At 50.5% G+C, this 24,795-nt stretch carries 28 protein-coding genes, 1 tRNA gene and 6 pseudogenes; 6 read left to right on the forward strand and 29 right to left on the reverse strand.

From position 1 onward, the window contains the following. Positions 1-44: 44 nt before the first annotated feature. The gene (locus tag CXB77_RS19890) at positions 45-215 is read left to right on the forward strand and encodes a hypothetical protein (protein ID WP_172452695.1); all 171 of its coding nucleotides are present in this window, start codon (positions 45-47) and stop codon (positions 213-215) included. Continuing rightward, positions 182-934, forward strand: coding sequence for a M23 family metallopeptidase (locus CXB77_RS15140; protein WP_105074530.1), 753 nt, complete (start codon positions 182-184; stop codon positions 932-934). Before CXB77_RS19890 ends, CXB77_RS15140 begins: the two co-directional genes overlap by 34 nt. A 50-nt stretch (positions 935-984) precedes the next feature. On the opposite strand, the gene CXB77_RS24045 is transcribed toward CXB77_RS15140, so the two are convergent. From CXB77_RS24045 to CXB77_RS22305, 13 genes and pseudogenes are all read right to left on the reverse strand, one after another. Continuing rightward, complete coding sequence (locus tag CXB77_RS24045; protein WP_347338151.1) at positions 985-1,257, reverse strand: ATP-binding protein; 273 nt, start codon at positions 1,255-1,257, stop codon at positions 985-987. Continuing rightward, positions 1,206-2,351 (reverse strand): sensor histidine kinase, encoded by a 1,146-nt coding sequence (locus CXB77_RS15145; protein ID WP_347338152.1) that lies wholly within the window; start codon positions 2,349-2,351, stop codon positions 1,206-1,208. Before CXB77_RS15145 ends, CXB77_RS24045 begins: the two co-directional genes overlap by 52 nt. A gap of 52 nt (positions 2,352-2,403) precedes the next feature. Further along, positions 2,404-2,640 (reverse strand): hypothetical protein, encoded by a 237-nt coding sequence (locus CXB77_RS24750; protein ID WP_431520753.1) that lies wholly within the window; start codon positions 2,638-2,640, stop codon positions 2,404-2,406. A gap of 19 nt (positions 2,641-2,659) precedes the next feature. After that, the gene (locus CXB77_RS15155; protein ID WP_105074531.1) at positions 2,660-2,860 is read right to left on the reverse strand and encodes a hypothetical protein; all 201 of its coding nucleotides are present in this window, start codon (positions 2,858-2,860) and stop codon (positions 2,660-2,662) included. Between the two features lie 63 nt (positions 2,861-2,923). Next, positions 2,924-3,586: a response regulator transcription factor gene (locus CXB77_RS15160; protein ID WP_105074532.1), complete on the reverse strand. Its 663-nt coding sequence runs from the start codon at positions 3,584-3,586 to the stop codon at positions 2,924-2,926. Between the two features lie 2 nt (positions 3,587-3,588). Beyond that, positions 3,589-3,921, reverse strand: a complete 333-nt coding sequence (locus tag CXB77_RS15165; RefSeq protein ID WP_105074533.1) for a PepSY domain-containing protein — start codon at positions 3,919-3,921, stop codon at positions 3,589-3,591. 242 nt (positions 3,922-4,163) lie between these two features. Further along, on the reverse strand, positions 4,164-5,759 hold the full coding sequence (locus tag CXB77_RS15170; RefSeq protein ID WP_105074534.1) for a methyl-accepting chemotaxis protein: 1,596 nt from the start codon (positions 5,757-5,759) through the stop codon (positions 4,164-4,166). Positions 5,760-5,885: 126 nt separating this feature from the next. Further along, a complete protein-coding gene (locus CXB77_RS22280; protein WP_242445753.1) occupies positions 5,886-6,455 on the reverse strand; it encodes a S1 RNA-binding domain-containing protein in 570 nt (189 codons plus the stop codon). Further along, the gene (locus CXB77_RS22285) at positions 6,410-6,619 is read right to left on the reverse strand and encodes a helix-hairpin-helix domain-containing protein (RefSeq protein ID WP_242445754.1); all 210 of its coding nucleotides are present in this window, start codon (positions 6,617-6,619) and stop codon (positions 6,410-6,412) included. Before CXB77_RS22285 ends, CXB77_RS22280 begins: the two co-directional genes overlap by 46 nt. Beyond that, positions 6,585-7,148, reverse strand: coding sequence for a hypothetical protein (locus CXB77_RS22290; protein WP_347338153.1), 564 nt, complete (start codon positions 7,146-7,148; stop codon positions 6,585-6,587). The genes CXB77_RS22285 and CXB77_RS22290 overlap by 35 nt, the downstream gene beginning before the upstream one ends. Before the next feature lie 154 nt (positions 7,149-7,302). Further along, positions 7,303-7,731, reverse strand: a pseudogene (locus tag CXB77_RS24755) (RNA-binding transcriptional accessory protein); the annotation flags it as partial. Continuing rightward, a complete protein-coding gene (locus CXB77_RS24760; RefSeq protein ID WP_431520740.1) occupies positions 7,668-8,084 on the reverse strand; it encodes a Tex-like N-terminal domain-containing protein in 417 nt (138 codons plus the stop codon). The gene CXB77_RS24760 and the pseudogene CXB77_RS24755, both read right to left, overlap by 64 nt. A gap of 101 nt (positions 8,085-8,185) precedes the next feature. Continuing rightward, the gene (locus CXB77_RS22305; RefSeq protein WP_242445756.1) at positions 8,186-8,626 is read right to left on the reverse strand and encodes a hypothetical protein; all 441 of its coding nucleotides are present in this window, start codon (positions 8,624-8,626) and stop codon (positions 8,186-8,188) included. Here CXB77_RS22305 and CXB77_RS15185 point away from each other — a divergent pair. The 3 genes from CXB77_RS15185 to CXB77_RS15190 all read left to right on the forward strand — a co-directional run bounded on the left by CXB77_RS15185 (position 8,606) and on the right by CXB77_RS15190 (position 9,269). After that, the gene (locus CXB77_RS15185; RefSeq protein WP_172452696.1) at positions 8,606-8,962 is read left to right on the forward strand and encodes a 4'-phosphopantetheinyl transferase family protein; all 357 of its coding nucleotides are present in this window, start codon (positions 8,606-8,608) and stop codon (positions 8,960-8,962) included. The two genes, CXB77_RS22305 and CXB77_RS15185, sit on opposite strands and share 21 nt — an antisense overlap. Next, complete coding sequence (locus CXB77_RS19895; RefSeq protein ID WP_172452697.1) at positions 8,959-9,120, forward strand: hypothetical protein; 162 nt, start codon at positions 8,959-8,961, stop codon at positions 9,118-9,120. The genes CXB77_RS15185 and CXB77_RS19895 overlap by 4 nt, the downstream gene beginning before the upstream one ends. A gap of 72 nt (positions 9,121-9,192) precedes the next feature. Next, positions 9,193-9,269 (forward strand) — tRNA-Met (locus CXB77_RS15190). A 79-nt stretch (positions 9,270-9,348) separates the two neighbouring features. Here CXB77_RS15190 and era read toward each other — a convergent pair. From era to mtgA, 11 genes and pseudogenes are all read right to left on the reverse strand, one after another. Then, positions 9,349-10,260 (reverse strand): annotated as a pseudogene (gene era, locus CXB77_RS15195) (GTPase Era). Beyond that, positions 10,257-10,931 (reverse strand): ribonuclease III, encoded by a 675-nt coding sequence (rnc, locus tag CXB77_RS15200; RefSeq protein ID WP_105074536.1) that lies wholly within the window; start codon positions 10,929-10,931, stop codon positions 10,257-10,259. Before rnc ends, era begins: the two are co-directional and overlap by 4 nt. Continuing rightward, entirely contained in the window at positions 10,928-11,296 is a 369-nt protein-coding gene (locus CXB77_RS15205; RefSeq protein ID WP_242445757.1) for a DUF4845 domain-containing protein, read from the reverse strand. Before CXB77_RS15205 ends, rnc begins: the two co-directional genes overlap by 4 nt. Before the next feature lie 37 nt (positions 11,297-11,333). Continuing rightward, positions 11,334-12,172 (reverse strand): annotated as a pseudogene (gene lepB, locus CXB77_RS15210) (signal peptidase I). Between the two features lie 45 nt (positions 12,173-12,217). Then, positions 12,218-14,017: pseudogene (gene lepA, locus CXB77_RS15215) on the reverse strand (translation elongation factor 4). Further along, entirely contained in the window at positions 13,992-15,452 is a 1,461-nt protein-coding gene (locus CXB77_RS15220) for a DegQ family serine endoprotease (RefSeq protein WP_105074538.1), read from the reverse strand. The pseudogene lepA and the gene CXB77_RS15220 overlap by 26 nt, the downstream one beginning before the upstream one ends. Before the next feature lie 189 nt (positions 15,453-15,641). Next, positions 15,642-16,625, reverse strand: coding sequence for a MucB/RseB C-terminal domain-containing protein (locus CXB77_RS15225; RefSeq protein WP_105074539.1), 984 nt, complete (start codon positions 16,623-16,625; stop codon positions 15,642-15,644). Next, positions 16,591-17,058, reverse strand: coding sequence for an RseA family anti-sigma factor (locus tag CXB77_RS15230; RefSeq protein ID WP_172452698.1), 468 nt, complete (start codon positions 17,056-17,058; stop codon positions 16,591-16,593). The genes CXB77_RS15225 and CXB77_RS15230 overlap by 35 nt, the downstream gene beginning before the upstream one ends. A 140-nt stretch (positions 17,059-17,198) precedes the next feature. Further along, positions 17,199-17,774: pseudogene (rpoE, locus tag CXB77_RS19345) on the reverse strand (RNA polymerase sigma factor RpoE). Positions 17,775-17,861: 87 nt separating this feature from the next. After that, positions 17,862-21,397 (reverse strand): annotated as a pseudogene (dnaE, locus tag CXB77_RS15245) (DNA polymerase III subunit alpha). Positions 21,398-21,441: 44 nt separating this feature from the next. Then, positions 21,442-21,963 (reverse strand): monofunctional biosynthetic peptidoglycan transglycosylase, encoded by a 522-nt coding sequence (mtgA, locus tag CXB77_RS15250; RefSeq protein ID WP_105074542.1) that lies wholly within the window; start codon positions 21,961-21,963, stop codon positions 21,442-21,444. Positions 21,964-22,231: 268 nt separating this feature from the next. Here mtgA and CXB77_RS15255 point away from each other — a divergent pair, with 268 nt between their 5' ends. Next, on the forward strand, positions 22,232-23,356 hold the full coding sequence (locus tag CXB77_RS15255; RefSeq protein ID WP_105074543.1) for an RNA-guided endonuclease InsQ/TnpB family protein: 1,125 nt from the start codon (positions 22,232-22,234) through the stop codon (positions 23,354-23,356). Here the strand turns inward: CXB77_RS15255 and CXB77_RS15260 are convergent. From CXB77_RS15260 to CXB77_RS24050, 5 genes are all read right to left on the reverse strand, one after another. Further along, positions 23,353-23,646, reverse strand: a complete 294-nt coding sequence (locus CXB77_RS15260) for a hypothetical protein (protein WP_146108847.1) — start codon at positions 23,644-23,646, stop codon at positions 23,353-23,355. The two genes, CXB77_RS15255 and CXB77_RS15260, sit on opposite strands and share 4 nt — an antisense overlap. Beyond that, positions 23,619-23,810, reverse strand: a complete 192-nt coding sequence (locus tag CXB77_RS22310) for a hypothetical protein (RefSeq protein ID WP_242445758.1) — start codon at positions 23,808-23,810, stop codon at positions 23,619-23,621. The genes CXB77_RS15260 and CXB77_RS22310 overlap by 28 nt, the downstream gene beginning before the upstream one ends. Continuing rightward, entirely contained in the window at positions 23,803-24,141 is a 339-nt protein-coding gene (locus CXB77_RS23245; protein WP_277949412.1) for a dihydropteroate synthase, read from the reverse strand. Before CXB77_RS23245 ends, CXB77_RS22310 begins: the two co-directional genes overlap by 8 nt. Next, the gene (locus CXB77_RS23250; protein WP_277949413.1) at positions 24,131-24,421 is read right to left on the reverse strand and encodes a dihydropteroate synthase; all 291 of its coding nucleotides are present in this window, start codon (positions 24,419-24,421) and stop codon (positions 24,131-24,133) included. The genes CXB77_RS23245 and CXB77_RS23250 overlap by 11 nt, the downstream gene beginning before the upstream one ends. Positions 24,422-24,619: 198 nt before the next feature. Continuing rightward, positions 24,620-24,790, reverse strand: a complete 171-nt coding sequence (locus CXB77_RS24050; protein WP_347338154.1) for a hypothetical protein — start codon at positions 24,788-24,790, stop codon at positions 24,620-24,622. Positions 24,791-24,795: the final 5 nt, after the last annotated feature.

The following is a 24,795-nucleotide window of genomic DNA, read 5'->3' on the forward strand; positions in this document are numbered from 1 at the left end:
CTACAATCACTTCTATTCCATGACTGACCAAGAGAGAAAAACAAATGTACCACCACGATCGCAATACACACGCTCGCGGATCGGCCTTTGTCGTGCTTTTGGCCGTGCTGTGCCTCACCGTTAGCGGTGCGGGTTTGGGTTTTTGGCTCGGTTATTACGCCGATGCAGATGCTGGTGAAATATGGCGGCAGATGCCGTTGAAAATGAAGATGTGAATGCGATGGCCGTGCGGCTGGCGGACATGCAGGCCGAATTATTGCGGCTCAACGCGCTGGGCGAACGCTTGGTCAAGATGGCAAATCTTGATCCGACTGAGTTTGATTTCGTGAATCCGCCACCGCAGGGCGGCGCTGAACGAGGACGAGTGCGCGATTACACGATTAAAGAGCTGGCTGCCGAACTCGGCGGCGTGGTTGATGCGCTGGTGGATCGGCAGCGCAAGCTCGATGTGCTCGACGAATTGCTGGTAGACAAGGAACTGAGCGCAGCGGCGACGCCGTCAAGTTGGCCAGTGCGCTCCGGCTACATTTCTTCGCCTTTTGGTTATCGAGTGCATCCCACCAAACATGTGCGCATGTTTCACGAAGGTGTCGATATTGCCAGTGCGCGGGGAACGCCAATTACCAGCGTTGCTGATGGCGTGGTGATTTATAGCGGAACGCGGCGTGGTTATGGGCGCGTGGTCGATATTCGTCACGACAACGGGCTGGTGACGCGCTATGCCCACAATACACGAAGAATGTGGTTGAGAAGGTCAACGGGTTTTCCAAGGCGACAAGATCGCCACAGTCGGCGCGACGGGACGGCAACAGGTCCGCATCTGCATTTTGAAGTGCTGAATAATGACCGCCCGCTTAATCCTGTGCCTTACTTGAATAGCAATGTGGTATGGCGGAGTGGCGCAAATACGCTGGCGAGTTATTCGATGCGTTGAATTTAATTCGAGACTGCTGCCGCATTAAGCAAACGCTGATTGATTCAAAATCAGCGTTTGCTTGCCACCGGCAATCGCACCCGCGCCAGCAAACCACCCGCATCTGCGGTTTCAAAAGTCACCGCGCCGCCGTAGGCATCCACGATGTCGCGCACAATCGCCAATCCCAAGCCCGACCCTTCTTTTTGTTGATCGAGGCGCAGCCCGCGTTCACCGAGACGCGGCAACTGTGCGGCAGCGACGCCAGCGCCGTCATCACCGACCGTAATTTCTACCCAATCTGCGCCGTCGTCACCGTTATCGTCACACTTGATCGCGCCCATTTCGCCGCGTTTTCCAGCAGATTGCCCAGCAAATCCAGCAAATCATCCGGCATCAGCGCCACCTGTACTTCCAGCGGCATCTCCACTTGCCAATTCAAACGTTCGCCTTCTGGAGTGCGCTGCAACACCCGCAGCAGACGGGCAATCGCGCTGCCCACTTCCACCCGCGCTTCATGGCGAGCGGTGCCAGAACGCACTCGCACCCGGATCAATTCCCTGTCAACGCGGCGGCGCATCGCCGTTGCCAATTGCTCCAAATCATCTGCCAGCGCCGGATGTCCCTGCTCACGCAGCCGCTGCGCATCTGCCGCCAGCGCCGTGAGCGGCGTTTTCAATCCGTGCGCGAGATCGGCAGTCCAGATGCGAGCGCGTTCAATCGCTTCGGCGCGAGCGGCGAGCAGCGCGTTTACTTCGCTCACCAGCGGCATCACCTCCAGAGGATAGTGATCGGGCAACAACGGCGATTGCCCGGAACGAATCGCGCCAACGCCGCGCCGCACCGCTTCCAATGGCGCGAGTCCAGTTTGAATCTGTACCAACGTTGCCAGCAGCAGCACGACCACAATCAACGCAAGATAAGGTTGCATATCGGCAGCGAAGTCAGCGCGAGCAGCAAGCAGTTCGGCACGATCTATTCCCACCGCGAGGCGCAGCAGCGGTTGACCGCTGGCGGTTTGCAAGCGGATTTGGCGCTCGCGCACCAGCAATTGTTGTTGACTGGGACCAGCGAGAAGGTGGGCGTGAATGCCGCCGGGTTCGAGCGGATCGGCGGGCAGCACCATCAGCGCGTCCCACAGCGAGCGCGAGCGCAATAACCCCGGCGTTGTGATGTCGTCAATTTGCCAATACAGCCCGCTCAACGGTTGGGAAAAACGCGGATCTGCTGGTTCATCATTGAGACTGACGCTGCCGTCAGCGGCGACAACGAGCGCGGCAGCGAGGTGGTTGAGATGCAGCCGAAGTTCGGCATCAATGCGCCGTTCAACGTGATGTTCAAACAGGCTGATCAGTCCAAATGCGGCAACGGTAAGCGCAACGCTGATGGAGAGAATCGCGCCGAGCCAGAGGCGGAGGCGTAGTGAACGGTGCTGCATTAGATTTTTCCCTTCTTTATTTAAAGGGAGGCATAAAGGTGAAAAAAGCGCATCACCCAATGATCTGGTCGTATTCCGAATGGCTTCCAATCCAAAACCATTGGATACCTTCTGGCACAGGGACGCCTAGTGCTCGATAATGCAAACCTACTCGAACGCTTCTGAAGCGTCCTGAATAAACAAACTTGAATTGAAGCGATGGATGTGCCGGATTTTTTTTGAGTAATTCATAATTGTCCCGTGCAATTTTTTTACATCCTCTGGCAACGCTTGAAAACGATGCCAGAATTTGCGCGAAGCAAAATGTCTCACAATTCTAGTGCCTGACCGTTGTGATATTCAGCCAGTGCTTCTGCTGCCAGCGCATCTAGTTTACCAGCCGCAGCATCGGTTTCGATTTGAATATCCCAAGCGTCAGCATCAAATTGAGCATACCAGCAGCGGAATTTAATCAATTCTGGTGGCGGTAATTGTTTTATCGCTTGTTGTACGGCTTCTGCTGTAAGCATTTTGTTCTCCACTTGATCGCTTAAAACATCACTTTAACCATTCTGAAAAAAAGGTTGGCGAATTTAATTATCCGTTTCAATCAAATAACCAAACCCGCGTCGCGTTTGAATCAAATTGCTGCCGAGTTTGCGCCGCACGCGCCCCACCAGCACTTCAACGGCATTAGAATCGCGCTCGAAATCCTGCGCATAAAGCTGTTCGGTTAATTCAAGCTGCGAAATCACCCGCCCCGCGTGTTGCATCAGATAATTCACCAACCGATATTCCTGCGGCGCGAGATGTACCGGCGCACCGTCCACGCTGACCGTCATCCGCCGCGTGTCGAGCGTCAACTGACCATTCACCAGCACTGCCGTCGCCTGTCCCGCCGCTCGCCGCACCAGCGCCCGCAGTCGCGCCAGCAATTCCTCCACGCGAAACGGTTTGGGCAAATAATCATCCGCGCCAGCATCAATGCCCTCAACCCGCTCGCTCCAATCGCCGCGAGCCGTCAGAATCAACACCGGCAGCCGCACTCCCGCCGTGCGCCATTTGCGCAGCACCGACAAACCATCCAAACCCGGCAGCCCCAGATCGAGAATCGCCGCCGCATAATTTTCGGTTTCGCCCTGAAACCACGCCGTATCGCCATCGCGGGCGTGATCCACCACAAAACCGGCAGCGGTGAGCGCCGCCGTGACGCCCGCTGCCACGCGCTCATCGTCTTCCACCAACAAAATGCGCATCGTCAATCGTCCTCCACGCTCAAAATGCGCCCAGTGGCGGCGTCAACTTCCACCTCACGCAGCCGCCCATCGGCAGCCAACACCTTGATTTCATACATCCACACCGGGTGATCACGCTGATGCTGGCGCTCAAATTCAACGTGAATCACCTCACCGGGCACGGCATCGGCGACTCGCGCCAAAATCTCCGCCAGCGGGCGCACCTCGCCGCGTTCCAACGCCTGCCGAGCGTGATCGTGCGCGGCGGCGCTGCGTTGGGCGCGATGATCGGCATTGCCGCTGGTGCTGAACATGGCGGCAATGAAGAAGATGAGGAAACGGCGCGTGATGAACATGTGGTTGAGTCTACGTTAAACCGTCCTGACCATTTGCTGACAACGCTCAACGGTACTGCGCTAATCAATAATGACGGATTGTAATAGCGTACAATTAAGAGGTGGTGATCCTAATTTGTAGGGTAGATTTGCGGATAGTGGTCTTGTTAATAGGTTTGTACAGATTTTTATCCTTCATTTACAAAATGATTAAGAAATTTTCACCCTACATATGGTCATTACCCTACTACCAAAAAACGCATTCAAATTTTAAACAAATTTGCTTCGTTCTGCATCGCCAACGATAACTGATTTAATTCAAGTGCTGCATCCTGAATCCCAACTGATGACACGCTGGTTTCCTGTGATGCCGCTGCAATCACTTTGATGTCATCGCTAATCTGACTAGAAACCACCGACATTTCTTCAGTTGCTGAAGCGATTTCTTGAACCATGCCCTGCAAGGTTGCAACTTTTTCATGTATATGATCCAGCGCGACGCCAGCCAATGAAGCCAATTCAACCCCAGAAGCGACTTTTTTCGAGCCATCTTCCATTGTTTTAACTGCTTCAGCAGTTTCGCTTTGGATGGCACCAATCATTGCGCTAATCTGCGCCGTTGAATGCGCAGTTTTTTCCGCTAATTCTCTTACTTCATCAGCCACCACTGCAAAACCACGCCCTTGTTCTCCGGCTCTCGCTGCTTCAATAGCGGCATTCAATGCCAATAAATTCGTTTGCGCGGCGATGTTTTTAATCACATTGACAATGTCGCCAATTTGTTTAGAGCGATCACCAAGAGAATGCACCAATGCTGCCAAACCCGTTACTGTTTTTGCAATCTCACTCACTTCGGCAACTGTTTTACCAACTGCATTTTTACCTTCATCAGCGGTTTTCAGTGTCGCGGTTGCAGAAATAGCGATGTCCGATGTATTCCTTGCTATATCTAATATAGATTTAGACATTTCAGTTGCCGAAGTGGCAACATGCGCAGTCTTTGCTGCCTGCTCACTCATTTTCAATCTGATATTGGTAACAGTTGCAGAAAAGGCTTGAGAACGTTGCGTCACGGCAACCGAAGTGGTATTCATTTTTCCGAGAATGATGCCAAGATTTGCCATCATTTTATTGATGTCAAGTGCCATCATCGCAATTGCGTCAGCTCCAAAAACCGTTGCTTTCATTGTGAGATCACGTTCCGCTGCCCGCCTTGCTGCTGCCGTCACCGATTGAACCGCCAGCAAAATGCGCCGGATAATTAAATGACTGCTGACTACAATCAACACAATTCCAAGCAGCCCGCCTACAATTAAAATAACGCCAGTTTGCAGCGCCAGCGCTTCCACGCGCTTATATTCCAGTTCATAATCTTTCTTTGCAATTCCGTCCAAAACGAGAATCGCATCATAAACCGGCGCTGCGGGACGACCAAATAACTTATCAATAGCAGGAATATCGTTATTAATTTCGCGTTGCTTCGACATTTCTGAAAATGCCTGTTCAAACACTGCAAGGGTTTTGCTTGCGTTATTGATCGCATCTTTTTCTTCTTGAGAATCTGCCAGCCGTGAATACGTTTCCAGTTCGCCTTTCATAGCAGCCGCAGCTTGATTGAACTCTTGTGTATATTTGGCATCTTTGCGAATAAGATAATTTTTGAAAGCTCTCACTGCCATTCCATAATAAACTTGCGCTTTGAGCGCAACTCTCACCTGCTCCTCTTCCTCGACCATCAGATTAGAAAAGCTGTCAATCGAGTGCATGATACCGAAATATCCAGAAACCGCTCCCACAATCACCAGCGCTGCCATGATTGCGGCCATCGAATACAGTTTTCCTGAAAGACTCATGTTCATTTGTGTTTTTCGCTCAATTTGTCGAATGACAAAATAAAAAGCCTTATTGACTAATCCCCCAACCCCCCTTTTTCAAAGGGGGGCTTTTCTTCTCCGCCCTTTGACAAAAAGCGGCGGAATTTCAATTCACTTTTTCGCTTTCGCAAACGCCGCTGCCATGCTGCCACCAGCCGGAGCGGGCGCAGTCACCACCGGCTTGCTCGGTCGCGCTGCCTGCCGCCCAGATTCAACTCCCGCCTGCGTCGCCGCCGTATCGCCCAGCCGCATACTCAGCGCCACCCGTTTGCGCACCAGATCAATCTCCATCACTTTGACCTTCACCAGATCGCCAGATTTGACCACCTCGTGCGGGTCTTTCACGAAGCGATCCGCCAACAGCGAAATATGCACCAAACCGTCCTGATGGACGCCGATGTCCACAAATGCGCCGAAGTTGGTGACGTTGGTCACGGTGCCTTCCAAAATCATGTCCGGCTTGAGATCGGCCAGCGTTTCCACGCCGTCCTGAAAGTGCGCGGTTTTGAATTCGGGGCGCGGATCGCGGCCGGGCTTTTCGAGTTCCGCCACGATGTCCTGCACCGTCGGCAGCCCAAAACGTTCATCGGTGAATTGGCGCGGATCAAGCTGGCGCAGCGTCGCACGGTCGCCAATCAGCGCCTGAATCGGTTTGCCGCAGTGCGCGACGATCCGCCGCACCAGCGGATACGCTCTGGATGCACCGCCGAAGCATCCAGCGGCTCGTCGCTGTCGGGCACGCGCAAAAAACCGGCGCTCAATTGAAAGGCTTTGTCGCCAAAACGCGGAACTGCCAACAATTTCTTACGGTTACGAAATGCGCCGTTCGCCTCGCGGAATTGCACGATGTTTTCCGCCAGCGACTGAACCAGACACCTGCGCCAGCAGCGGCACGGATGCCGTGTTGAGATCGACGCCGACTGCGTTCACGCAATCCTCCACCACCGCCTCCAGCGTCCGCGCCAGCCGACTTTGATTGACATCGTGTTGATATTGACCGACGCCAATTGCCTTCGGATCAATTTTGACCAATTCCGCCAACGGGTCTTGCAAGCGTCGCGCAATCGACACTGCGCCGCGCAGCGACACGTCCAATTCCGGCAATTCTTTTGAGGCAATTCGGATGCCGAATAGACCGACGCGCCGGCTTCGCTGACCACCAGCGAGCGCAATTCCAATTCGGATGACGGCGATCAATTCACGGGCGAGGCGGTCGGTTTCCCGCGAGGCGGTGCCATTGCCGATGCTGATGAGTTTGACGGCGTGGGTTTGCGCCAACTGCGCCAGCCGCGCTAATGAGGCATCCCATTGATTTTTGGGTACATGCGGGTAAATCGTATCGGTCGCCGCGACGCGTCCAGTCGCGTCCACCACTGCGACCTTGACGCCGGTGCGCAGCCCGGATCAAGCCCCAGCGTGGGCAGGCGACCGGCTGGCGCGCGAGCAGTAACGCTTTGAGATTCAAACCAAAAACGCGGATCGCCTCAGCTTCAGCGGCTTCGAGCAGCCGGTTTTTCAATTCCAAATCCAGCCGCGCCAGCAGTTTCACGCGCCACGTTTTGCGCACCGTTTCCAATAACCACGCATCGGCAGCCCGCTGCTGCGCCCGAATCCCAAACTGCGCGGCGATCAGACCGAGGCTGGCGGCATCGGGATCGGCGCTGGCATCCGCCAACAATTCGAGGTTGAGAATGCCGAGATTGCGTCCGCGCAGCAGCGCCAGCGCCCGATGCGAGGGAATGGTGGCGATGGTTTCACGATAATCGAAATAATCGGAAAACTTGTTGCCTTCCAATTCCTTACCGTCAACCACTCGCGCCACCAGCACTCCATTTGCCCACAACGCAGCGCGAAGTTGTCCGGTCAATTCGGGGTCTTCCGCGAAACGCTCCATCAAAATCTGCCGCGCTCCTTCCAACGCTGCCGCAGCGTCGGCAACGCCTTTGGTCGGATCAATAAAGGCGGCGGCGCAGTGCTCCGGCGACTGCGTCGGATCGCGAGCAACGCATCGGCCAGCGGTTCTAAACCGGCTTCACGCGCAATCAGCGCCTTGGTGCGCCGCTTTTGTTTATAAGGCAAATAGAGGTCTTCAAGCCGTTGTTTGGTATCGGCAGCGCCAATCGCAGCTTCCAATTCGGCAGTCAATTTGCCCTGCTCGGCGATGCTTTTGAGCACGGCAGCGCGGCGGTCGCCCAACTCGCGCAGATAACCGAGCCGCTCCTCCAACAGGCGCAACTGGTTGTCATCAAGTCCGCCGGTGACTTCTTTGCGATAACGGGCGATGAACGGGACGGTCGCGCCTTCGTCCAACAGGCGGATGCGGCTTCAACTTGCTCAGGGCGAGCGGCGATGTCGTGACTGATGATGGTGATGATTTGAGACATGGGTGGTTTTCAGTTTGCAGTTGGCATTCAGTTTACTGACAACTGCGAACCGACAACTGACAACTCAAACCGGCACACGTCACCATAAACCGCCATGATTTGCTGTAATTCAGCGAGCAGCGCGGCGCGTTCGGCTTGATTTAAGCCGTGCGTTTCCGGCACTTCATCGCCATTTTCAAGCGCAGCGATGATGCGCCGCACCTGCTGGCAACCGTGCTGACAGATTGATTCTAAACGGATTCGAGACGCAGATGATCGAGCGTGGACATCGTTTTTTTTCTCCAATTGCGTTGTGCTGGCAACCGGCAGCCGCATTGCCAAACCTGCCGCCACTCGCGCCGCATGATCTGCATCTGTGGCGGCTGCACACCGCAGCGCTGGGCATGAATCTGCGCGAGTGCTGGGCGCTGCTGGTGACGCGCAACGCCAACGCGCTGCCGAATGCGCTTGACCGAGCGCCGAGCGCAATATCTTCGCGCTCACGCCGGGCTGCGGTTGATTCTGGCGCGTTATCTGGCAGTCGCGCCAGCCGCGCTCAATTTTATCTATGGAATCAACGGCAAACCGGCGCTGGCGGACGCGGCGCTGGAGTTCAATCTCACGACGAGCGGCGAGCTGGCGCTGGTGGCGATTAGCACGACGGCGGTTGGCGTCGATTGTGAAATGCTGCGACCGCAGCGGCGCTGGCTGGCAATTGCGCAGCGGATGTTTGCGCCGCAACCGTCGCGGCACTGGAAGCGGCTGCGGAAACCGAGCGGCTGGCGCTGTTTTATCAGGCGTGGACGGCGCTGGAGGCGGAGGTGAAATGCGATGGACGCGGGCTATTTCGCACTCGCGCTGCGGATGAAAACCCGCCGCAGATTGCGCATTGCATTCCGCAAACTGGTTTTATTGCGGCGGTTGCTCGCGCTGATTTGCCGCCAGCCGCAAACTGGTTAGCTTTTGATTATTCACGGGATTGATGCAGCGGGATCAAAATAATTAAAAAAATGCTTGCTATCGAATAGCGAGGTCTCTATTATTCACAGCTCAGTTGCGGGGTGGAGCAGTCAGGCAGCTCGTCGGGCTCATAACCCGAAGGTCGTAGGTTCAAATCCTGCCCCCGCTACCAAATCAATCAAGGCTTACAACAACGTTGTAAGCCTTTTTTATTGGCGTCAATTTATTAACGCTTTATTAAAAAGGGACGTTCAATCTTCGCTGTAACCAAGACCCGCAATTGCCGCTTCATCGCTTGACCAACTCTTTTTAATCTTGACCCAAACTTCCAAATGCACTGGGCAATCAAATAGCTTCTGCATTTCCTGACGCGCTTGGCTCGCTGTCGCTTTTAATGCCTCGCCTTGCTTGCCGATAATAATAGCCTTTTGACTAGAACGCTCCACCCAAATCAGCGCATGAATCTGATAACGCCCATTCATTGTTCAAAACGTTCAATCTCACTGAAGTGCAATACGGCAATTCTTCGCCATAACGCTGCATCAATTGTCACGCACCAATTCCGCTGCAAAAAATCGCTCCGAACGATCCGTTAATTGATCTTCTGGAAATAGCGGTTCACTTTCTGGCAATGCCGCAATCACTGCCTGTTCCAATACGGTTATTTGTTCGCCATTGGTCGCTGAAACTGGAATTAACGCAACAAACGCATGACGCTGTGCTAACATTTGCAAATACGGCAACAATGCTTGTTTATTTGCCACTCGATCGACTTTGTTAATCACTGCAATTACCGGCACTCCAGCAGTGGCAATTGCCGCCAATGCTTTGCCGTCTTCTGCTGTCCAACGCAGTGCTTCTACCACAAATAACGCCAGATTTGTATCAGTCAATGTCGCCAATGCTGCGCGATTCAAATAGCGATTTAACGCATTCGCTCCGCGCTGATGAATGCCCGGCGTATCGACAAATAGGATTTGCCCTTCAGCACTGGTTTTAATCCCCAAAATGGCATGGCGCGTGGTCTGCGCTTTATGCGAGGTAATCGCTATTTTTTGCCCAAGAATACGGTTTAATAACGTCGATTTACCGACATTGGGACGACCGACAATCGCAACATAACCGCAACGTCTGGGTGACTGGCTAATTGTGTGCTCGGTCATATTTTAATTTGCTCCAACATCAATTCAGCCGCAGATTGTTCAGCACGGCGACGACTGCTGCCCGTACCAAGGGAATAAATAAGCGCGTCTGATAATTGGCAGCGCACAGTAAACGATTGATTATGTTGATCTCCAGCTACTGTAACCACGACATATTCCGGTAATGCGCGTCGCCGCGATTGCAGCCATTCTTGTAATTGCGTTTTCGGGTCTTTTCCCGATTGCGTTGCACTGGTTGCATTTAATCGATCAGCAAATAGCGCCAAAACCACCTGACGCGCTGCCGTAAAACCACCATCTAAATAGATTGCACCAAGCACTGCTTCCAACGCATCGGCTAGAATTGAATCACGGGCATGACCTCCAGTGCGCAATTCACCTGCGCCTAAACGCAAATAGTCACCAAGTTTTAATTTCCGCGCTAATTCTGCCAATGATTCGCGTTTTACTAACGATGCACGCATTCGACTCAATGTGCCTTCATTCGCATCAGGAAACTTTTCTGATAAGACTTCAGCAATTAAAAAGCCAATTAACGCATCGCCCAAAAACTCCAATCGTTCGTTATTTAACGTGCCTGCGCTACGGTGTGTTAGTGCTTGTTCAAACAATTCAATACTCTGAAAAGAGTAACCAAGTATAAGCGCCAATCGGCGTGGTTCAGCATTCACTGGGTTTTAACTTCCACCTGATATTCAAACTTCACAATTGCATCAACATTAAAGAAAAGATGCGCTTGTTGAGCATAATTCAGCGTCACTTTAAATTTATTTTGATCCTGCTTTTCAATTTCAAAATCATTGATCGTTATCGAACGGATATTATTAACATCCATACGCTTTCCAAGCATATCAGAAATACCGCGAGCACCACCTTCAGTTGCAGACTGCTGCGATACCTCAACCATTATTGAACGCAGTGTCCAAAAGTCGGCATACAATGGACCAAGTTTAAGCAATACCGTCATAAAGAATGCCAGCAAGCCTATGGTAAATAAAATACCCAGCATTCCCATTCCGCGCTGGGATTTTTTCATTCCTGTTATCATTCTCACTGTTGCGCCCCTTAATTATTTATTGAATACCATTGCCTAGACGTGACCACAGAATTGGAAAACCATTTCGCGCCATATCCCAGTGCATCCAGATTGCAAATGCTTTACCAACGAAATGATCTTCCGGTACAAACCCCAGCAACGACTATCATTGCTATTATCACGGTTATCGCCCATAACAAAATACTGGTTTGGTGGAACCATTAGCGATCCTAGCGCCAATTTTTGACAGCCAAAAGGCAAATTAGGTGCATCAAATCGTGTGAGAATTGCATGATTGATGTCACCAAGATGCTCTAGCGATTCTATTGCTCCAGTCATTTCAATACCCGAACCTTCACCGCTAAAGCTACCAACTGGCAATTGACTCACTGCTTCGCCATTCACAAAAATCGTTTTATCTCGATAATTAATTTCATCGCCGGCAAGCCAACAACACGTTTGATGTAATCAATTCTCGGATTCTCTGGATATTTGAAAACCACAACATCTCCGCGTTGTGGATTGCCAATTTCAACCATTTTATAATTGAGCATTGGCAGCCGCAATCCATACGAAAATTTATTGACTAGAATAAATCGCCAGTCAAAAGCGTTGGCATCATTGAATTCGATGGAATCCGAAATGGCTCGACCAAGAATGAACGCAAAATCAATACCGCAAAAATCACAGGGAAAAAGGAGCGAGCGTACTCAACAATTGTTGGCTCACGCACAGTAGTTTATCGGTTACGCCTTTCAAGAGTGCTGCATCATTTGCACGATGGCGACGTGGAGCAAACAGCAACGCATCAATTAACCAAATGCCACCAGTCAGCGCCGAAGCTAATACTAAAAAAGCCGGAAAATCAATGGTCATTTTTGAATCCTCATGGGTTTTTTAATCCTGAGTATTACCCAGAATTCAATTCTCTTTATTGACCTGTAAGACTGCCAAAAATGCTTCTTGTGGAATATCGACTTTGCCGACCTGTTTCATGCGTTTTTTACCCGCCTTTTGTTTTTCTAACAATTTACGTTTGCGGGTCGCGTCACCGCCGTAGCATTTTGCAGTGACATTTTTGCGTAATGGTTTGACGGTAGTGCGGGCAATCACTTTTGCACCAATCGCAGCCTGAATCGCCACTTCAAACATTTGGCGTGGAATTAAATCTTTCATGCGTTCAGTAATATCACGACCACGTGTTTGTGACAGCGAACGGTGAACAATAGTTGAGAGTGAATCGACTTTATCGCCATTGATCAACACGTCAAGTTTGATTAAATCAGCAGATTGAAAGCGTTTGAATTCGTATTCAAACGAAGCAAAACCTCGGCTGCATGATTTTAAGCGATCAAAGAAATCCAGCACTACTTCGCTCAATGGCAGTTCGTAGGTTGCTTGCACCTGACCGCCGAGATATTGCAATTGCTTTTGAATTCCGCGCTTTTCAATACACAGGTTAATCACTGCGCCCAATAATTTTGCGGCACTAAAATATGCGCTTCAATAATAGGTTCGCGCACTTCGCTGAACTGACCCGGCTCTGGCAAATTGGCGGGATTATCAATCTTAATGAGTTCGCCATCGCTGCGCACTACTTCATAAACAACTGTCGGCGCTGTGGTAATCAAATCAAGATCGTATTCGCGTTCCAATCGCTCTTGAATGATCTCCATGTGCAGCATTCCGAGAAAGCCGCAGCGAAAACCAAAACCTAAGGCTTGCGAAACTTCTGGCTCATAATGCAGCGCAGCATCATTCAAACGCAATTTGCCGAGTGCTTCGCGCAAATCTTCATAATCATCAGTGATGACGGTATACAGCCCGGCGAATACACGCGGGCGCATTTCTTTGAATCCTGGTAATTTTGGTGCAGGTTGATCGGGGCGCGTAATCGTATCGCCAACGGGTGCGCCGTCAATCTCTTTAATTCCGGCAACCATATAGCCCACTTCACCTGCGCTTAATACTTCGCGCTCGGTTTTTTTCGGAGTAAACACGCCGACGACATCAATTTGTTGCGTGCGCCCAGTAGACATGATGAGAATCTTATCGCGGCGGCGCATTTGACCATTCATCACCCGTACTAATGACACCACTCCAACATACGGATCAAACCATGAATCAATAATTAACGCTTGCAATGGCGCAGCCGGATCGCCTTTTGGTGCAGGAATATGCGCCACCAGTGCTTCTAATAAATCTGGAATGCCTCACCCGTTTTCGCACTCACGCGCAGCGCATCTTGCGCATCTAAACCGATAATTTCCTCGATTTCTTTAATGACGCGCTCTGGTTCGGCAGACGGTAAATCAATTTTATTTAATACCGGCAATACTTCCAAACCCTGTCAATAGCGGTATAGCAATTAGCCACGCTTTGCGCTTCTACGCCCTGCGCTGCATCAACCACTAATAATGCGCCTTCACAGGCTGCCAGCGAACGCGATACTTCGTATGAAAAATCCACGTGTCCGGGCGTATCAATGAAATTTAATTGATAGGTTTGACCATCACGAGCAATGTAATCCAGCGTGACGCTTTGCGCTTTAATGGTAATACCGCGCTCGCGTTCAATATCCATTGAATCCAGCACTTGGCTGGACATTTCGCGCTCGGTCAATGCTCCGCTAATTTGAATAAAACGGTCAGCAATCGTTGATTTGCCGTGATCAATATGCGCAATGATTGAAAAGTTACGAATGTGGCTGATGTCGGTCATTTTTTTGGTATCTGAATGCGTAAAACATGCGGCTATTGGCACGTTGAATGAGCACCGCGACCGGATGACCGGAGGGGAGCGTATCGAGAATTTTATTAAAACTCGTTAAATTAGGCACTTGCTGATTATTTAGCATTAAAATCAAATCGCCAGCTCGCAACCCAGCTTGTTCCGCAGAACCCGAAACGACGCTTTCCACTAATACGCCATTCGCATCGTCATCAAGCTGTTCGCGTTGGTCTGTCGTGAGATCGCGCACGACCAATCCCAAGCGATTGGCGAGATGATCAACGGCAGGCTCCTCATCGGTTGATGCTTGATTATCATCAGGAAGTTCTTCAATTTTAACGGTGATAGCTTGCTGTTTGCCTTGCCGCAACACTTGCAGCGTGGCGCTTTTGCCCACTGGCGTAGCGCCAACCAACGGCGGTAATGCGCTAGAAATCAGCACGTCCTGACTATTGAAACTCAAAATCACATCGCCGGGGCGCAAATCGGCAGCAAGCGCCGGGCTGTTGGGCAACACCTGCGCCACCAGTGCACCGCGTGGTTGCGTCATGCCAAAAGTTTCCGCCAGCTCGCGGGTTACATCTTGAATTAGTACGCCCAGCCAACCGCGACTGACGCGCCCATTCGTTTTTAATTGATTGACGACATCCATCACTACATCAATGGGAATTGCAAATGACAAACCCATAAAGCCACCAGTGCGGCTATAGATTTGGCTATTCACGCCAACGACTGCGCCATCCAAATTAAACAATGGTCCGCCAGAATTGCCGGGATTAATTGCGACATCGGTTTGAATAAACGGCACGTAATTTTCTGTTGGCAAACTGCGTCCCATTGCGCTGACGATGCCCGCTGTCGCAGAAGAATCAAAACCAAAAGGTGAACCAATTGCGAGCACCCATTCGCCGACTTGCAAGTTTTTAGAAGCGCCAATGCGTACTGTTGGTAATCCTTCGCCATCGACTTTTAATAGCGCAATATCACTGCGTTTATCTGCGCCAATTAAAGTTGCGACAAATTCGCGGAAATCATTGGTTCTTACTACGATTTCTTCCGCACTTTCAACGACATGTGCGTTGGTTAATACATAACCGTCTGCTGAAATAATGAAGCCAGAACCGAGTGAACGCGATTGCGCAGCATCGTCTGGCGCTTCGTCAGTGCCGCCGTCTTCACCCAAAAAATGCTGGAATAATTCCCGCAGCGGGCTGTCTGGTGGCAAATCAGGAATGGTCATTCCGCTATGCGGCGTTTGCGCGACCGTTGCTGCGGCTTGCTTGGTGCTGATGTTGACCACTGCCGCGCCGTTTTCGCGCACCAGTACAGTAAAATCAGGCAGTTCGCGGGCAATAGCCAATGGAGAAAGAAACGCGGCGACCAAAAATGCGGTCAAGGCAAGCGATGGGGCGGATAGACGCCGCATGAGAAATCTCGTCATAAAAAGTGAATGGCTACGTGGAAGTCATCGCTCGATCGTTTAGGTCGCAGCGATGGAAATGGAAGACGGTTGATACATAGGTCGCTGTCTCACGACATCGCGCACGGTGCGACACTGTAGCCGCGTCGGTTGCCCAATTCAATTTGATAGAACACCGCAATTGTCGTGATCGCTTTAATTCCGCTGCGCTCCGGCAATCGCTGCGGCAACGGTTGCTGCTGGCACTTCGCCCAGCGCCGTCACCCGATACCCGTCAATGGTGCGCCCAGCAGCATGAACTGCGCCGGTATTGGTCACACCGTTTAAACCTTCTTGGCTTTCGTCTTCGATATAAATCGAATAGGCGCACAGCCGATCCGTAAATAAAAAATGCTCCGTTAATGCGCCATCCGGCTGGCGAATTTTGCGGTGTAACACCAATTGAAACCCAGCAGGTGTGGTTCCGAAGCGCCAGCGACTGCTCGCTTCCGTTGCTGGTGCATTGCGCATCGGTTGCCCGCTGCGAGCCAGTGTCGCGCCATCAGCAGGCGAGATGCTGATGGTGGTAAACATCAATTGCTCCAGCGGTTCTTCCTGTTGATCAATCAGATCGGATTTCAGCGGCAGCGCCGTAGCGTGGTCGATATAAAACCGATAGCCGTAGCGCAGCGCATCGCGGGGAATGATGCCAATGACTTCGGTATCGCGTCCGGCAATCCGCGCCGTACCCAGAATTGCAATTCGATAATGCGCGTCCAGTGCTGCGGGATCGATGCCTTCGGTGGCGAGAATGTGCCCACCGCCGCTGGGCGGATCAACAGCAAATGGTTGACCTTCAGGCTGCGCAGACAAAATACGGTCGCGTTCCCGCGCCACCGTGCGTACCGGTCCGCTCAACGACACCAGCCGTTCTTGCACCTGTCCTTGAGTGACACGATGCAGCAAATTGAGTGTTTCTAGCCGATTATCATGCAGATAGACCAAAACGCCCTCGTAATTCAGCGCGTGCAGCGCGTTGGTCATGCGCTCCAACAGCACGCTGACCTGCTGCGTTAATGCTGGCGCAGGAGCAGTTTGCGCCAGCATCAACGGACTCATCAGGCCACAACTCAGCAGCAGTGCCCAACGCCATGCCCAGCGGCAATTAACGATCAAGGTCATCACGCACGAAGGTCGCATAACGCAGCATTCCTTTGGTTTCGCCGATGGGCGCAGTTTCTTGATGTGTCACCAGAAAGCGGTCGAGCTTATTGGCCAAATGTGGTTGATCGAGATGCCAGCGCCCGCCGGACGCTGCCTCTGCGGGCACAAATTCCTGCGCAATTTCAACATGATCAGGTGATGCGCTGTGTTCTAACCATGCTGGCGCAACGAACACCGCCACGCCAACCACGCTCGCAGCGATGGCGAACCGCAACTGCGTGTGCATTGCCACTGCACGAATGCGCTGCGGCAATGGCAACACCGGCGCAATTGCCAATTCCAAGTGCACTTGTGGCGAAACCTGTCGTGCCAGCGGAGCGTAAGATTCACCGCGAATCAATTGACCAATTAATTGATAACGTTCCCAAGTGCCGCGCAGTTCTGCATCCTCAGCGACTGCGTCAAGCAATTGCGGTAATTCGGCACATCCAATGCCCCATCCTGAAGAGTTGAAAGTAAAAAGCGTTGTTTATCAGTAAAATGTTGCGCTTGGTTCATTGCTTTGCGCCTGCGCTGGGAGTCATTAAAAATCAGATCAAGGCGGTGTATTTAATCGTCAAGCAGCGGTCGCAATTGCTGATCAATTGCTTCACGGGCACGAAAAATCCGCGACCGCACCGTACCAATTGGACAATTCATTGCCGTAGCAATTTCCTCATAACGCATTCCTTCAAATTCACGCAACATAATGCAGTACGTAAATCATCGGGTAAATCATCCAGTGCACGCTGCACCGTTTGCGCAATTTCATCAGCTAATACGCGCCGTTCTGGTGTTGCAAAATCGCGCAAACGTCCGCCATATCCATTTGTTCCGCCAATAACGTATCCATATCATCATTGGGTGGTCGCCGTCCTTTAGCGACTAAATGATTTTTACCGTATTGATGGCAATACGATAGAGCCATGTATAAAACGCACTCTCACCACGAAACCCCGGTAAAGCGCGATAGGCTTTAATAAACGCATCCTGAGTAATATCCAGAATGTCATTAGAATCGCGGGTATAACGAGAAACGAGTTGGGCGATTTTTTGTTGATACTTTAATACCAACAAATCGAAAGCACGAGAATCGCCAGCCTTGGCACGTTTTACCAGTTCACAGTCAGCCTGAGGCTCAGACATAACATAATTCCATGACGCCAATGTCACGCTATTCAGTTGACATAGACCGTTAAACAAAAAAGAAGTTCATTCACATTAAACGAAAAATCACATTTGTAAATAAGAGGGCTGTTGATACGACACTTTAACTGCCTCTGCACCCAAGATTTGCCGCAATTGTTTTAATAACGCATCATTTAATTGAACACGCCACGTTTTACCAAAAACCAATTCTCCCACTGCGCCTTCTCGCTGATAACGCAAGCGCACTTGTAATTTTCCCGGACGATACGCTGCCAATGCTTCACGCAATGCGGCAATACGCATATTGGCTTGTGCATAATCCGCCGGAGCAGACAAATCGAATAACAATGCTAAATGATCTGCCGCCGCAGTTCGCGCCTGTTCAAATGTTTGTATTTCCTCGGCGCGTAATGACCAATTATCACGAATTCGTCAAAACTGAGACCGCCCGTGACACGCAGCAATTGATCAACAACCAATAGCTCTCGATGTTGCTCATAAACTTCAGAAAAAGCGGTTATTTCAATTCGCCCACTGCGATCATCAAGGGTAACTGAACACATTGATCCGCGTGCAGTTTTATTATTGCGCACTGCGACAACCAAACCCATCACCGTGCGCTTTTCACGCTCACGCCGATCACGGCGACCTAATTCGTGCTCGCTCTCAAGTATTTGGGCAATGCGCGTACAACGCAGCGCATTAAATTCTGCTGTATAACGATCAATCGGATGTCCAGTGAGATACAAACCCAGCGTGTCTTTTTCGCCTTGTAATCGCTGTTCATCATCCCATTCGGCGCAGCATGTATTCGCTAATTGCGGATCAGATGTGCTTGTTGTTTTTGTTTCTATAGAACCGAATAAATCCACCAACCCGCAGTTTTAGTGCTATTGCGCTGCTCGGCCGCTTTGAGCGCAAGCGGCAATTGCATCATTAACGTCGCCCGATTTGCACCGAGTCATCAAGCGCACCAGCACGAATTAACGCTTCTAAAACTCGGCGATTGACTTTATGGGAATCAATCCGACAGCAAAAATCCCACAAATCAGTGAATACACCGCCAACATCGCGCACTTCAATAATGATTTAATGGCACTTTCACCCGCGCCTTTAATTGCGCCCATGCCATAAATGACAGTGGAATCATCGGCAATGGTGAATTGATATACAGAGCGATTGACTTTTGGCGGATCAACCCGCAACTGCATCGAACGGCATTCTTCAATCAGCATGACAACTTTATCGGTGTTATCCATATCTGCCGATAACACTGCGGCCATAAATGCCGCCGGATAATGCGCTTTTAACCACAGCGTTTGATAACTCACCAGCGCATAAGCGGCTGAATGGCTACGATTAAATCCATAACCTGCGAACTTATCCATTAAATCGAAAATATAGGTGGCAACCTTACCATCAACACCACGTTTCACTGCGCCCTGTTCAAAAATTGCCCGCTGTTTATCCATTTCTGAGGCTTTCTTTTTACCCATTGCACGACGCAGTAAATCAGCGCCGCCGAGCGAATAGCCAGCCAAGACTTGCGCAATCTGCATGACTTGTTCTTGATACAGAATGATGCCGTAAGTGGGTTTTAATACCGGCTCTAAATCCGGGTGCGGATACGCAACATCAGCGCGTCCGTGTTTGCGGTTAATGAAATCATCCACCATTCCCGATTGCAGCGGACCGGGACGAAACAGCGCCACCAATGCGGTCATATCATCAAAGCTATCGGGTTGGAGCTTTTTAATCAGCTCTTTCATTCCGCGCGATTCAAGCTGAAATACCGCTGTTGTTTGGCACTGTTTGAGCAAGTTAAAGGCTTTTTGATCGCGGGAATCAATCCGATCAATTTCAATCGGTAATTCACCCTGTTTGGCGCGAATCGCATTCACGGTTTTTAATGCCCAATCAATAATGGTTAAGGTGCGCAAACCGAGAAAGTCGAATTTGACTAAACCAACTTTTTCAACATCGTCTTTATCGAATTGGGTGACGAGATTAACGCCGCCTTGTTCGCAATACAGTGGGGCAAAATCAGTTAATTTCGTTGGTGCAATGACCACGCCGCCAGCATGAGTGCCCGCATTTCGCGCTAAACCTTCTAATTTTCGGGCAAGATCAATCAGGGTTCGTACTTCTTCATCGCGTTGATAGGCTTGTTTTAATTCATCGCTTTCGGCAAGGGCTTTTTCTAACGTCATGCCCACTTCAAAGGGCACCATTTTGGCAATTCGATCTACAAATCCATAGGGATGACCCATGACACGACCGACATCGCGCAATACCGCTTTTGCGGCCATCGTGCCAAAAGTAATGATTTGTGAGACTGCTTCGCGTCCGTATTTATTGGCGACATAATCAATCACACGGTCGCGCCCTTCCATGCAGAAATCAATGTCGAAATCGGGCATGGACACCCGCTCTGGATTCAAAAAGCGTTCAAACAATAATTCATGTTCAATTGGATCAAGATCGGTAATTTTCAGTGCATACGCGACTAATGAACCTGCGCCGGAGCCGCGTCCGGGGCCGACGGGAATATCATTGTCTTTTGCCCATTGAATGAAATCAGCGACGATTAAAAAATAGCCGGGAAAACCCATCTGGGTAATGACGGTTAATTCCAGCGCCAGCCGTTCATCATAAATGCGGCGCTGCGCAGCATAATTTACTGCAGTGTGATCGAGAATGCGTTTTAGTCGCGCTTCTAATCCCTGCTGCGCTTGTATAGTAAAAAACGCATCAGTCGTCATTTCTGGCGGTATTGGAAATGCGGGTAAATAATTCTTGCCGAGCGTTAATTCGATATTACAGCGTTTGGCAATTTCCACCGTATTTTGTAATGCTTCGGGTAAATCAGCGAAGAGTTCAATCATTTCCGCTGGAGTGCGCAAATACTGCTCTGCGCTATAGCGTTTTGGGCGATTTTGATCGTCTAATAATACGCTGTCGTGAATACAGACTCGCGCTTCATGCGCTTCAAAATCTATTGCGGCGAGAAAGCGCACGTCATTCGTAGCAACAATTGGCACATTGCGGCGCAGCGCCAGCGCCACGCTCGCTTCAATCCATTCGTTTTCAGCTTCGCGTCCGGTGCGCGTCAATTCCAAATAAAAGCGGTCGCCAAATGCAGCAAGCCAGCGGTCGAGCAGTCGCTCGGCAATTTCGGGTCGTCCGTTGAGCAGCGCCCGCGCTACATCGCCGTGCACTCCGCCAGACAGTGCAATCAGTCCGTCGGCAGCGGCAGTGATCCATTCCGGTTCGACTTGCGGAACGTCGCCGCTGTGCTGCCCTTCGACATAGGCGCGAGAAATCAGGCGCGTCAGATTGCCGTAGCCCAGTTGGTTCTGCACCAGCAGCACGAGCCGATGTGGTTGCTGGGCGTCATCGGCATTGCGCACCCATAAATCTGCGCCCGCGATGGGTTTGATGCCGGCGCTCATCGCTGCCTGATAAAACCGCACCAGTCCAAACAGATTCACTTGATCGGTGACGGCGACGGCAGGCATGTTGGCAGCAGCAACAGCTTTGACTAACGGCTTGATTGGAATCAGACCGTCAACCAGTGAGTATTCGGAATGCAGATGCAGATGAATAAAACGAGGTTCCACAGCGATGCGGTCCTGAGTGGGTGCGAATGGCGCGTAGTCTAGCGTTAAAGCTGTTGGAGATAGCGTGCTCCGCCGAGTTGCTGCATCTGCCGTTTAATCCGGCTGGCGCGTTGGCGAACAATTGCTGATGGCGATTGCAATTTGAAATGCTCAGGATTCGGCAGCACGGCGGCTAACAACGCAGCTTGCTGGGTTTCCAGCGCGAAAATCGGGCGGTTGAAATAGCGCCAGCTCGTCGCTGCAACGCCGTAAGTATCTGGGCTGAATTGCGCGATATTGAGATAAATTTCCAAAATGCGCTGCTTCGACCACAGCGTTTCAATCAGCACCGTCAACCACGCCTCCAGCCCTTTGCGCAAATAATCGCGCCCCGACCACAAAAACAGATTTTTCGCCGTTTGCTGGCTAATGGTGCTGGCGCCGCGCAGTCGTTTTCCGTGTTGAAACGCAGTCATCGCGTTCTGAATTTCAATTAAATCAAAGCCATTATGCGTGGGAAAACGTTGATCTTCCGCCGCAATCACCGCCAGCGCAACCGACGCGGGTAAGCAACAGCTTGCAATAATCTATACTTATGGAAAAGAAATGAGTAAAGGTAGGTGAAGCGGCAAAAATTTTGGGAACGTATGTAAATACATTGCGTCGATGTGAGCGTCGGGCGAATGAGTCCCAACGCGAAAAACGCAAGGTGGAACACGTTACTACAGCGTTGCCAAATTGATGAACGTAGGTGAAATACGGTGTGTTACGCTCGTGTTTCAAGTCACGACCAAAAAGAAGATTTGCAGGCTACGTTGAATAACATTTTAGATGTGTTGATTGAGATTAGAAACCATGTTACTGGCACACAAAATTGAATTGCGCCCCACACCTGAACAGATGGTGTATTTGGATAAAGCCTGTGGCTCCAAACGCCATTGCTATAATCAATTATTGGCGCATTTTTTAAAACCAGAAAATAAGTGGTCAAAAAATGAAGCATATCAGCATTACATTAACGTACTTCGTAAAGAATTTGACTGGTACAACGAAGTTTCAAGCCGTGTCACCCGCAATGCAATTGATGACTTAGATACCGCCTTTAAGCACTTTTTTAGGCGCGTCAAAGCAAAACAAAAAGCAGGTTTTCCACGCTTCAAAAAGAAAGATTTGCGTGATAGTTTTGCGTTGCGTGAATCGGCTAAATTTGATGTTATCGGTCGTGAATTGCGGATTGAAAAACTCAAAACTAAAATTGAACTGCGTCAACCGTTACGTTTTCAAGGCATCGCAAAACAAGTCACGATTTCTAAACGCGCTGGAAAGTATTTTGCTTCAATTTTAGTTGAAACAGAAGACTACAATCCCAACGATGTTGATCGCCAACACTCAGTTGGTGTTGATTTTGGTATCAAATCACTTGCCGTTTTAAGCATGGGTAAAATGTTTTCTGCCAATCAAAAGTTGAAAGCCAGTTTGAAAAAGTTGGCAAAACTTCAACGCAATTTAACCAAGAAAGTGAAGTGGTCAAACCGTCGAGCGAAAGCCAAGCTGGCAATTGTAAAACTTCATTTTCGTATTGCACGACAACGACAGGCCTTGTTGCATGAATTGTCGGATTATCTGACTAAAAACTTTGACGTGATTACGATTGAAGATTTAAACGTTAAAGGCATGTTAAAAAATCGAAAACTCAGTCGCGCTATCAGCGATGCTGGTTTTGGTTATTTACGGCAGATGATTGAATACAAGGCTCAATTGAGAAATTGTGTCGTTGTTGTCGCCAATCGATTTTTTCCCAGCAGTAAAACATGTTCCTGTTGTGGAAAAGTTAAAACAAATTTATCACTTGCAGATCGAACTTTTACCTGTGAGTGTGGATTTAGCGCGGATAGAGATTTGAACGCCGCGCTCAATCTAAATCAATACGGTCTGGACACGTTACAGCCTGACCTTAAATGCACACCAGAGCAAAGTTAGACCATAGTTTCATCATGGCTTTTGCGTTGACGGTGTGAATATATCAAAGCTAGATTTGTACGCTTTTGTATAGATTTTGTTAGATATTTAGTAGCGGCGCTGATCCAGTGTTGCAGCATGATTGCGGAAGTTGGCGGATTGACCCAGCGGAATAACACGACCATCACAACCGACAGCAGCAGCATGATGATTAAAACAATCAACAGTTTATTGGCGACCCAGCGCAGCAGTTTAATCGGCATGACGCACTGCCCAAGCCACATCAGCGGCGTGGCGATTGCCAAGAACATCGTGCACCGAAATATCTGCACTCCCGCAAGCACGCCAATCGCTGTCGTGCGCAGGTCGCAGGCAGCAGCGCAGTTGGAGCGCAATTGCCGCACTGCATCGCTAAAAACCGTTTGCGGCTGGTGCCGAGCACGACCGGAAAACCCAGCGCCACGACTTCAGGCAATCCCGCCAACAGCGCCAGTTGTCTTCGATACGTTTACCAAAACCGATGCCGGGATCAGCAGGATGTTGTCGGCGTGAATGCCCGCTGCAAGTGCTGCATCGACGCGGACGCTCAGTTGCTCGCACACCTCGCGCACGACGTTGGTGTAATGCGGATTCGTTTGCATATCAACGGGTTGCCTTGACGGTGCATTAAAATAATCGGCACTGCCCAGTCTGCTGCCAGCGGCAACATGCGCGGATCGTCCAACCCGCCGAGGTGTCGTTGATCCAATTAACGCCAGCGTGAGTGCGGCCGCCGCGACCTGCGCCGAAGTCGTGTCAATGCTCATTAACATCTGCGGCGGAACACGGGACGCAGCAGGCGAATGACATCGAGCACGCGCCGTTCCTGTTCTTCTGCGGCAACCGGCAATGCGCCGGGGCGAGTGATTCGCCACCAATATCAAGCACATCTGCGCCCTGTGTGCACATCAGCAATCCCTGCGTGAGCGCCGCTTCGATGGCGAGATAGCGCCCACCGTCGGAAAAGCTGTCGGGAGTGCAGTTGAGAATGCCCATGATGCGCGGCGGTGTGAGTGGTGATGCAATACGCATCCGATCAATCAACATGTCCTAAATTCCGAGGTAGTGCCATAATCAATAGAATAGAATTGCAAACTTTATCTATTTTTGCTGGTTGATAACGACGCATTATAATGATGGGTAGTGATCTTATCAGCAGGTTGAGAATTTATTAATTCTTTTTAAATAAAGGATAAAAGTTATTACAGCTCTATTGATGAGACCACTACCAACTTGAGATATTCACTAGCGCATTGTCACTAATTGCAATTCTAAATTCAGTGCATGTGCAATCTTCAAAATCAGCGCAAATGACGGGTTTCCATTCGCAGATAGCGCCTTGTTCAATCCTTCGTGATTTATACCGTCGCCAGCCAAAGAACTGAGATTACGTCTTCGTGCAATCGCGGACAACACTTGGC

Source organism: Chromatium okenii, assembly GCF_002958735.1.
GTDB classification, from domain to species: Bacteria; Pseudomonadota; Gammaproteobacteria; order Chromatiales; family Chromatiaceae; genus Chromatium; species Chromatium okenii_A.